The 9306-nt window shown below is 51.4% G+C and carries 9 protein-coding genes and 2 pseudogenes; 7 read left to right on the top strand and 4 right to left on the bottom strand.

What is annotated here, in order from left to right; translation table 11 throughout:
* The 3 genes and pseudogenes from ACRCZA_RS12800 to hemC form a co-directional block, all read right to left on the bottom strand.
* Positions 1 to 250 (bottom strand): annotated as a pseudogene (locus tag ACRCZA_RS12800) (hypothetical protein); the annotation flags it as partial.
* 91 nt (positions 251 to 341) lie between these two features.
* A complete protein-coding gene (locus tag ACRCZA_RS12795) occupies positions 342 to 1082 on the bottom strand; it encodes a uroporphyrinogen-III synthase (RefSeq protein ID WP_438674808.1) in 741 nt (246 codons plus the stop codon).
* A gap of 4 nt (positions 1083 to 1086) precedes the next feature.
* Positions 1087 to 2019 carry a hydroxymethylbilane synthase gene (hemC, locus tag ACRCZA_RS12790; protein ID WP_438674807.1) on the bottom strand — a complete coding sequence of 311 codons (933 nt, stop codon included), beginning with the start codon at positions 2017 to 2019 and terminating at the stop codon, positions 1087 to 1089.
* A gap of 202 nt (positions 2020 to 2221) precedes the next feature.
* On the opposite strand from hemC, the gene ACRCZA_RS12785 reads away from it, so the two are divergent.
* Positions 2222 to 4633 (top strand): class I adenylate cyclase, encoded by a 2412-nt coding sequence (locus tag ACRCZA_RS12785; protein ID WP_438674806.1) that lies wholly within the window; start codon positions 2222 to 2224, stop codon positions 4631 to 4633.
* 147 nt (positions 4634 to 4780) lie between these two features.
* Here the strand turns inward: ACRCZA_RS12785 and cyaY are convergent, their stop codons facing one another.
* The gene (gene cyaY / locus ACRCZA_RS12780; RefSeq protein WP_438674805.1) at positions 4781 to 5110 is read right to left on the bottom strand and encodes an iron donor protein CyaY; all 330 of its coding nucleotides are present in this window, start codon (positions 5108 to 5110) and stop codon (positions 4781 to 4783) included.
* Positions 5111 to 5177: 67 nt separating this feature from the next.
* Between cyaY and lptM the strand changes: the two genes are divergently transcribed.
* The 6 genes and pseudogenes from lptM to ACRCZA_RS12750 all read left to right on the top strand — a co-directional run.
* A complete protein-coding gene (gene lptM / locus ACRCZA_RS12775) occupies positions 5178 to 5327 on the top strand; it encodes an LPS translocon maturation chaperone LptM (protein ID WP_438674804.1) in 150 nt (49 codons plus the stop codon).
* Positions 5328 to 5418: 91 nt separating this feature from the next.
* Complete coding sequence (gene lysA, locus ACRCZA_RS12770; RefSeq protein WP_438674803.1) at positions 5419 to 6663, top strand: diaminopimelate decarboxylase; 1245 nt, start codon at positions 5419 to 5421, stop codon at positions 6661 to 6663.
* Positions 6664 to 6738: 75 nt separating this feature from the next.
* A complete protein-coding gene (gene dapF / locus ACRCZA_RS12765; protein ID WP_438674802.1) occupies positions 6739 to 7566 on the top strand; it encodes a diaminopimelate epimerase in 828 nt (275 codons plus the stop codon).
* Positions 7563 to 8198, top strand: coding sequence for a DUF484 family protein (locus ACRCZA_RS12760; RefSeq protein ID WP_438674801.1), 636 nt, complete (start codon positions 7563 to 7565; stop codon positions 8196 to 8198). Before dapF ends, ACRCZA_RS12760 begins: the two co-directional genes overlap by 4 nt.
* 60 nt (positions 8199 to 8258) lie before the next feature.
* Positions 8259 to 9179: a tyrosine recombinase XerC gene (xerC, locus tag ACRCZA_RS12755; RefSeq protein ID WP_438674800.1), complete on the top strand. Its 921-nt coding sequence runs from the start codon at positions 8259 to 8261 to the stop codon at positions 9177 to 9179.
* Positions 9179 to 9306: pseudogene (locus tag ACRCZA_RS12750) on the top strand (HAD-IA family hydrolase); the annotation flags it as partial. The gene xerC and the pseudogene ACRCZA_RS12750, both read left to right, overlap by 1 nt.

Here is a 9306-nt window from a genome sequence, read left to right as displayed (position 1 = left end):
TGTCTGTTTTAGGGGGAATCACTGGCGTTTCTTGTGTGATTTCAGCGATCTTTTCAGTGGCTTTGGCTGCAGTTGCTGTGACGTCGGTGGTTTTCAGCTCGGTCGCGTTAACGTCAGCGCGAGTTGCAGACGCTGTGCTTTCAGCCTGAGTTGATGCCGCAAGGCTTGACGCTGCGTCATCGGTCGATGCGCTGGACAGAGGGGTAGATTGTGGATGAGGGCTCGCGGCGTCGTGCTTGTTGTTATCCATTGAACAGTCCTTGAAATCATTACTGCCGAAATTTGAGTCAATCTCGCCAAAGGCGCTTAGCGTTTTAAGAGTGGCGCTGTAAGGATAGCGCTTAGAGCTTAAGAGCGTTTAGTACGGCGTTGCTGTTCGCGGCATTGGCGTTAGTGACTTGGGTCAGGCCAAAGGCGTGAGCTTGAGCTGCTACTCGGTTACTTGGGACTATGATATGACATGAACGCAGCCAAGCAAATAACTCTTTTGGCACTAGGTGGATGAGATTATGGAGTATTTCGCCACTGGTGATCACTATGGTGTCTACCCCAAAGTCTTGCCATTGTTGCACGGTGAGGCGTCCATCTAAACGCGGACAGCCTCGTTGGTATACTTCCCAGTAACGTAGGTGAGCGCCGCGTGCCGTGAGCTGCTGTGCGAGCGTTTCACGGCCACCGACACCACGGATAATCGTTATTTTTTTGCCTTGGATCTGTTGTAGCGGGGCGAGTGTGAGTAAGCCTTCGGTCTGCTGGCAATCATCGGGCGCTTCCAGTGCGCTAATCGAAAATTGTTGCAATGCTTCCCAGGTGGCGTGGCCAACGGCAAAGTATTGCGCGGTAGGCCAAGCGGTTAATGATGAATCACTGGCGTTTAAGGCTTTGGCTGCAAAGCTAACGGCGTTTGCGCTGATGCAGATAATCATATCCGCAGCATCAAGGGGATGTGGAGTATGAGTGTCCAGTGCCGGAGTGGCTTGAACACTCAATAAGGGGGTTACCCAATTGGCGATACCACGCTCATGCAGGGCATCAACCATCGACTGATTGCGCCCCTCGGGGCGCGTCAGTAGTACTTTCATCGACTTAGGCGGTAGCGTAGACAGCGTCGAGGATTTTTTTGGCGCCTTTGCTCAGTAGCTCTTCAGCAAGGGCGATACCTAATTGCTTGGCTTCGGTTTTTGGACCGGTGATCACGCCTTCGATAATTTCACTGCCATCGGGGTTACCGACGAGGCCGCGCAGGGTCATCTCATCGCCAACGATCTCTGCAAAGGCGCCAATCGGGACTTGACAGCCACCTTCAAGGCGAGTGTTCATGGCGCGCTCGGCGATCACACGGTAGCGGGTTTCCAAGTGTTCTAATGGCGCTAATAATGCCTTCACTCGGAGGTCATCGGTGCGACATTCAATGCCGACGGCACCTTGGCCATTGGCGGGTAAAGATTCTTCTGCGCTGATAAAGCTGGCAATGCGCTCGGATAATTTAAGGCGAATTAAACCGGCGGCCGCGAGGATAATGGCATCGTATTCGCCATTATCGAGCTTGGCTAAACGGGTGCCGACGTTGCCGCGCAGATCTTTGATAATAAGATCAGGACGTTTTGCGCGCAGCTGGCATTGGCGACGTAGGCTGGAGGTGCCCACGGTTGCCCCTAATGGTAATTCGTCGATTGACTGATAGGAGTTCGATACAAAGGCATCGCGTGGATCTTCACGCTCGCAGATCACTTCTAGCCCTAGGCCTTCGGGGAAATCCACTGGCACGTCCTTCATCGAGTGTACCGCGATATCGGCTTGATCTTCGAGCATGGCCACTTCGAGTTCTTTGACGAATAAGCCTTTGCCGCCCACTTTGGCTAATGGCGTGTCTAAGATAACGTCACCCTTAGTGCTCATTGGCAGGAGTTCTACCACAATGCCGGGGTGAATGCGTTCTAATTCAGCTTTAACAAATTCAGCTTGCCACATGGCTAGCGGGCTCTTGCGGGTAGCGATACGTATGCGGTTTTCAGACATGCCTAGTTTCCATCCAAGATCTTAGTTACACCAATGCTAACATTCACTATGGGTGATTGTAAGGAAGCTGTTTCGATTCTTTGAAGTTGGCTAGGTTATATTGGCGGTAAAAGTGTGACGCATATCTCGTTTGCTTGCTCGTAAGAGTAAAAGTGTTAACATGAGCACACTTCTTTATATTACCTAAATGTTGCGTGTTTGGATGGATGAGCAAGGTCGCTTTCTTGAGAGTGCTGAGAGACTGAATCAGGTTCGCATTGACCGTGCCCTCACCTTATTGCCGCCGTTGCAGCGGCATTTATTTCAGTTGATCGCCCATTTGATACATCACAATAGCGTGCATTATCCGGGTTATCTGCCTGCGGAGGTACCCGCGGGCATTTACGGTTATCACCCGACTCGCTTAGTGAGCCAGGCTTGCGATGTGGTCAATTTGCCTCTCATCGATGGCACGTCTGCGCACTATGCCTTTGAAGGCGTCTATGCCATGGGCAGTACGGCCAGTTTTGGGCAAAATCCGCAAAGTGATGTGGATGTGTGGCTGGTACACCGTCAGGATTTGTCGGCGCAGGCGCTAGCACTGCTGCGTACGAAGGCTGCTCGCCTGACCGCGTGGTTTGCAACCTACCAATTTGAGGTCAATTTTTACCTCGTTCACCCCCAGCAATTTTGCGGTAAAGCTACCGAGCGCTGCGGCATGCCGGCGGCGATGGCCCATGAGCACAGCGGCAGTACGCAGCATTGGTTGTTGCTTGAAGAGTTTTACCGTAGCCAAATTCGTCTAGGCGGAAAAACCATTGCTTGGTGGCCCGATGCTAAGCTCGAACCTTCGTTGCTATCCCTTGGCAATGTCCACCAATTACCGGCCAGTGAGTATTTTGGCGCCTCGCTCTGGCAGTTGTATAAGGGGTTGCACAAGCCGCATAAGGCGTTGATGAAAGTGCTGTTGCTTGAGGCCTATGCCAGTGAGTACCCCCATTCTGCGCTGCTCTGTGACCGCCTATGGCAAAAAACGCTGGCCGGGGATTTTTCGTGTACTAACGATGCCTACTATGCCATCTATGAGACCATTGAGGCTTACCTGCTAAAACTGCAGGATCATCGTCGTCTCGAAATTGTGCGCCGCTGCTTTTATCTTAAGTGTGGGGTATTTTTAAGTACGCCAGACCAAGGGAAAGACTGGCGTTATCCTCAGATGCAGCAATTGGTGCAGGCGTGGCAATGGCCCGAGAGTTTGATTTTAACCTTAGATGGTTGCGAGCATTGGCACAGCGGACAGCTCCAATGGTTTAATCAGCAATTAAATGAACTGTTGATGGCGAGTTATCAGACGCTGCTGCGTTTTGCCTCGACCCACGAATTAAACGAGGGGCTCAGGATTGAAGAGCTGGGGATGTTAACCCGCAAATTGCACACTTATTTTAGCCAAGACGAAGATCAAATCGCCAAGTTAAACCTGCTTTGGAGCCGCACGGTTGCCGAGGCGGAGGTGACGATAGTCGCAAGCGCGAAGGAGAATCGGTATTACCTCTATCGACAAGGGCCTAAGCCGCAGCAACTGTTAGGTGAATCGGCCATTTGCAAGGGTAAAACGCCTTCCGCCTTAATGATTTGGGCCTGTTTAAACGGGGTATCAACCCCACAGACGACATGGTACGAACTGGGCCAGAGCCATGTGACCTCCCGCCGCTTGACCGACGCCTCGAGGCGCTTGCTGCAGTTTATTGACCATGATTGGCGGGTGTCTAAATTAGATCTGTGTCAGCCTTGGCATTTTAGAAAGTTAATCTTCCTATTAAACCTCGATTGCGATCCCACCATTGATTGGCGCGGGCAGGAGATGATGGTGGATGTGATGAATGCCAACGTCTTTTCCCTCGGTCGGCAAAAAGCCAACATGTTGGGTGCAGTGGATGCCATTTGCTTAAACAGTTGGGGGGAATGGCAGTGTCACCGATTTGAGGGCGATACTGCGTTGCTGCAAGCGCTGGAATTTGTCACCCCTGGGCTTCGGCGCGCCACGAAAACGGTCGATATTGATGTGATCAGTTGCTCACACAGGCTCCGGCAGCAACTGCAATTAGCGGTGAGAAATCTGCTAAAACAGACGGTAAGCCTATGTCATCAGGTGCAGCCCTCGAGCACGCTGGTGCAGCCATTGCAGATCCGCTATACCCGCTATGGGATATTTTTTAATCCGTTAGGGATGGCCTATCAGGATTTGAGTGATGCGAAATCTTTTTATCAACAACTTTCGCGTAGTCATTTAGTCACGCTTCCCCGTCCGCAGTTGGGCGATGATCCGTTTTCCAGCATGCCCAAGATTATTCAACACTATGCCGCGAAAGGGGCGATCCAGTATTTTTTACGCCAACGTCTTGATGATATAGATGTCTTTATTTTGGATGAGGACAATCAGCTAAGCCATTATGTGCAGCATGGCTCCAATATGAGCGAGCTGGTCAACAAGGTGAGCCATCATTATGTGTTTGATGAGCATTACGCGAAGGCGCGCTTTAATATGCCGCAGTTTTTTCAATTAGTGCGGGTGGCAGGGGAGTTAACTGTGGTGCCTTTTGGGGTTGATAGCGCCAATCAGGATGAGGAATTTTAAGCGAGTAACCTCAATGAAAGGCAAAGCGGAGAACGCCGGGAAGATTTTACCGCGCATCAGCGCTGGAGCCGACTTGGGAGCGATAACGTCGTGCCGCGCGGATGACCAATGGCAGTCTGGGCCGCCATTGGTCTTGGTGAGCTAGCATCACAGGCTCAGAGCAATACCGCTTTGGCGCAGAATGGATTCCTGCACAAAAGGCATAAACTCATTGCCGCCACGGGCATCGAGCCATTTTCCATCGACATAAGCAAAGTGATAACCGCCAAAGCGGGAAGCGAGCCAAATCTCATGCAGCGGCTCTTGTTTATTGATCACGATTTTAGAACCATCGACGAATTCGAGTTGCAAGACATTGCCGCTAGCATCGATATCGACATCGGCATCTTGTTCATCAATCGCCGTTTCAATCGCAGTTTCTATGGCGTGGAACATCTCATCCGCGAGTCGGTGATATTCAGTATCTGTCATGGCCATGCATTTCTGTCCTTTGCTTTCGTGAAGATGGGTGCGATTATAAGGCTATTAGTCACTAGATGCACAGATGTTGAGAAAAATGAGACTGTTTTTATTGTTAATGCTTGCTAGCCTACTCCTGACGGCTTGTGGTCAAAAAGGGCCCCTGTATCAAACGCCTGAGGCCGAGGTCACTCAACCTAAAAAAGTGGATGTGTCTAAGGTGGGCTCTGAATAACCAGAGAAAACCGCGGCCATGACGACAAAAAAACAACAATATCATTAGCCAAGATCATTTTTGCCAATCAAGCGCAGTAAGGAATCGGACATTGGATCACTTTCTCTACCATAATAATACCCTGCATGCTGAAGGCTGTAGAGTGAACGAGTTAGCCAAAACCTACGGCACCCCCCTGTATATTTATTCCCGCGCGACGTTAGAGCGCCATTGGCATGCCTTTAACCATGCCGTTGCCGAGCATCCCCATTTAATTTGTTATGCCGTGAAAGCCAATTCGAACCTGGCGGTACTCAATGTGCTGGCCCGCTTGGGCAGTGGCTTTGATATTGTCTCGGGGGGCGAGCTTGCCAGAGTCATCGCCGCCGGTGGCGATCCTGCCAAAGTGGTGTTTTCTGGGGTCGGGAAAACCGTGGCCGAAATGGAACAGGCGCTTAACCTTGGTATTTATTGTTTTAACGTGGAATCGAGCGCCGAGCTTGAGCTGTTAAATCAAGTGGCTGGCCGTTTAGGCAAGCTGGCGCCCGTGTCGCTGCGGGTTAATCCCGATGTGGATGCCGGTACGCATCCTTATATTTCTACCGGCCTTAAGGAAAACAAATTTGGGATCGCGATGGAAGAGGCCGAAACGGTTTTCGCCCGCGCCCATGCTTTGCCCCATCTACAGGTGAAAGGTGTTGATTGCCATATCGGCTCGCAATTAACTGAAATCCAGCCCTTTCTCGATGCCATGGATCGGATGTTGGCGCTGATTGACCGCCTTGGCGAACAAGGCATCGCGATCGAGCATTTTGACGTTGGCGGCGGCTTGGGAGTTACCTACGATGGCGAGACTCCGCCCCACCCGGATGTTTATGCTGCCGCATTACTTAAGCGTTTAGGCGATCGCCCGCTCAAACTCATCTTCGAGCCAGGCCGAGCCATCGCTGCCAATGCGGGGATTTTTGTCACTGAGGTGCTGTACCTCAAAGAAAACGCCGATAAGCGTTTTGCGATTGTCGATGGCGCGATGAATGATTTAATTCGCCCAGCACTTTATAGTGCTTGGCAAAAAATTATTCCGGTAGATCCTCGGGATGAGCCACCCCAGGTATTTGATATTGTTGGGCCGGTTTGTGAAACCGGCGACTTTTTGGGTAAAGATCGTCAGCTTGCGCTCGTCGCGGGAGATTTGCTCGCCGTCCGCTCGAGTGGCGCCTATGGCTTTGCTATGGCCTCAAATTACAATACTCGCCCCCGGCCTGCGGAGGTGATGGTCGATGGCGCTCACGCTTATGTCGTGCGTGAGCGAGAAAAACTGCCTCAGCTCTGGCAAGGTGAGCAGATCCTGCCGTAAACTAGAAAAATTATATTGATTCAGGCGCTTGGCAGCCCAATGCAGCCAAGCGCCTCGATTTAAAGGATAAGTACCTTGATCCAATTCACTAAGATGCACGGACTGGGCAACGACTTTATGGTGGTCGATGGGGTCACGCAGAATGTGTTTTTTTCACCTGAGCAGATCCGTCGATTAGCGGATCGGCATTTTGGTGTTGGTTTTGATCAGTTGCTGTTGGTCGAGCCGCCCTATGATCCCGATTTAGATTTTCACTACCGCATCTTCAATGCCGACGGCGGCGAGGTGGAAAATTGTGGCAATGGCGCCCGTTGTTTTGCGCGATTTGTTCGAAATAAAGGTCTGACAAATAAAAATAAAGTGCGTGTAAGCACCGCCGCGGGCAAGATGACACTGCGCCTTGAGCGCGACGGCACTGTGACCGTCAATATGGGCGTGCCCATCCTTGAGCCGAGTCAAATCCCCTTTAAGGCCAAAAAAGCAGAAAAAACCTATCTGCTGCAAACGCCGCTGCAAACCTTTTTATGTGGCGCAGTCTCGATGGGCAACCCTCATTGCGTGCTCGAGGTCGAAGACGTTGAAAAGGCTGCGGTCGCTGAGATTGGCGGACTATTGACTAAGCATGAGCGCTTTCCACGCGGGGTGAATGTGGGCTTTATGCAGGTGGTGAGCCCGAGTCATATCATGTTAAGGGTGTATGAGCGCGGCGCCGCCGAGACCTTAGCCTGTGGCACGGGCGCCTGTGCGGCGGTCGTTGTGGGCCACATTCAGGGTAAACTTGAGTCGCAGGTGCGGGTGGATTTACCCGGCGGCAGTCTGACCATCCATTGGGAGGGCGAGGGCAAACCGTTGTGGATGACGGGGCCTGCTCAGCATGTTTATGACGGACAAATTCAGTTATGAGCGAGCCCTTGATGCCTCAGAGCCAGCCGCCCTTCGATGAGCAGATCATTCGTGAGTATCTGCTCGATAATCCGGGCTTTTTCAATCGTCATCCTGAATTATTACTTGCCATGCGTTTGCCGCACCAAGAACGTGGTGCAATTTCTTTGGTCGAACGGCGCCAAGAACTTCTGCGCCAGCGTGTGCTGCAGCTTGAGGAAGAGATCACAAGCTTATTGGCCATGGCGGCGCGTAATGAAAAAATTTATCACTTTAATACCGAGCTTAGCTTTAAGTTACTCAATTGTGTGGACTTAGCGTCACTCAAGGAAGTCTTGGCGGACAGCTTGAAAGCGCAATTTCAGTTCAGCCATGTACGCCTCATCACCGTGCTCGAGGTGGATATGGATCTCAAGGCGCTGTGTGAGCAAAGATTGCGTAAGGGTTACTATTTTGGCCGAGTGACTCAGCAAGAGGCCAGACGCTTGTTTGGCGCGCCGGTGGGCTCTGTCGCCCTTGTGCAGCTTGCCACAACCTTGCCAGTGATCCTCGCGATTGCCAGCCAAGATGCGACCCATTTTGACCCCGATATGGACAATCTGTTGCTAGAGCAATTACGGCGTTTGCTGGCGCACATGCTAGCGAAGCTGTAACGGCAGTTGGGCGATGCTGGCTCCCCCATGGTTTGGCAGAACACTCACAAGGAACCCGATATGAGTACGCAAACAGGCGAAATGTCGGTGCTTGATGCGCAATGGTTACACACCTTTGAGCGTTACCTGACAACAGAGCGGCAATTGTCCGCCCATACGGTGCGTAACTATCTTTACGAGCTTAATCGCGTGAGCGCGCTTTTGCCCGAAGGAGTGCATTTACTTACGGTTAACCGTGAGCATGGGCAGCAAGTATTAGCCAAATTGCATCGCCAAGGTTTAAGCCCGCGCTCACTTTCTTTGTGTTTATCGGCATTAAAACAATGGGGGGAGTTTTTACTGAGTGAGGGGGTGATTGACGTTAATCCTATCAAAGGCTTAAGCGCGCCAAAACAAACCAAGCCTTTGCCAAAAAATATCGATGTTGATGCTATCAGCCATTTATTGGATATTGATGGCACCGATCCTTTAAGCCTGCGGGACAAAGCCATCATGGAGCTATTTTACTCCAGTGGCTTACGTTTGGCGGAGCTGGCGGCCCTTAACCTCAACAGCATTCAATATGATGTGCGCGAAGTCAGGGTCTTAGGCAAAGGCAATAAGGAGCGCATCGTTCCTGTGGGCAGCTACGCCATCAAAGCGCTCGAGGCATGGTTACACTGCAGACAGCAGATCCACTGTGAGGACAATGCGTTATTTGTGACAGAAAAAGGTCGGCGGTTATCCCATCGAAGTATTCAGGCGCGCATGGCGAAATGGGGCCAAACTCAGGCGCTATCGGCACGGGTGCACCCCCACAAGTTACGCCATTCCTTTGCTACGCACATGCTTGAGTCGAGCAGCGATCTGCGGGCGGTGCAAGAGCTGTTGGGCCACGCCAACCTAGCGACCACCCAAATTTATACCAGTCTCGATTTTGAGCATCTAGCCAGGGTATACGATAGTGCTCATCCACGGGCAAAAAAAACACAGGATAAATAATGCGTTGCTATCTGAGGCCACAGGATATTCAAGGGATCAGTTTCGATCTTGACGATACCTTGTACGATAATCAGCCCTATATTGCTAAGGCTGAGGCCGAGTTAATTCAGTTTTTGCATCGGGAGTT

The organism is Shewanella sp. (genome assembly GCF_051658185.1).
GTDB lineage: Bacteria > Pseudomonadota > Gammaproteobacteria > Enterobacterales > Shewanellaceae > Shewanella.
The sequence above is the reverse complement of the archived record's forward strand: the minus strand, read 5'-3'. Positions and strand labels throughout refer to the sequence as shown.

Coding starts and splice junctions, on each gene's coding strand:
- ACRCZA_RS12795 (WP_438674808.1), bottom strand. CDS start 1,082: ATGAAAGTACTACTGACGCGCCCCGAGGGGCGCAATCAGTCGATGGTT.
- ACRCZA_RS12760 (WP_438674801.1), top strand. CDS start 7,563: ATGAGCGAGCCCTTGATGCCTCAGAGCCAGCCGCCCTTCGATGAGCAG.
- lptM (WP_438674804.1), top strand. CDS start 5,178: ATGTTGAGAAAAATGAGACTGTTTTTATTGTTAATGCTTGCTAGCCTA.
- xerC (WP_438674800.1), top strand. CDS start 8,259: ATGAGTACGCAAACAGGCGAAATGTCGGTGCTTGATGCGCAATGGTTA.
- ACRCZA_RS12785 (WP_438674806.1), top strand. CDS start 2,222: ATGGATGAGCAAGGTCGCTTTCTTGAGAGTGCTGAGAGACTGAATCAG.
- hemC (WP_438674807.1), bottom strand. CDS start 2,019: ATGTCTGAAAACCGCATACGTATCGCTACCCGCAAGAGCCCGCTAGCC.
- cyaY (WP_438674805.1), bottom strand. CDS start 5,110: ATGGCCATGACAGATACTGAATATCACCGACTCGCGGATGAGATGTTC.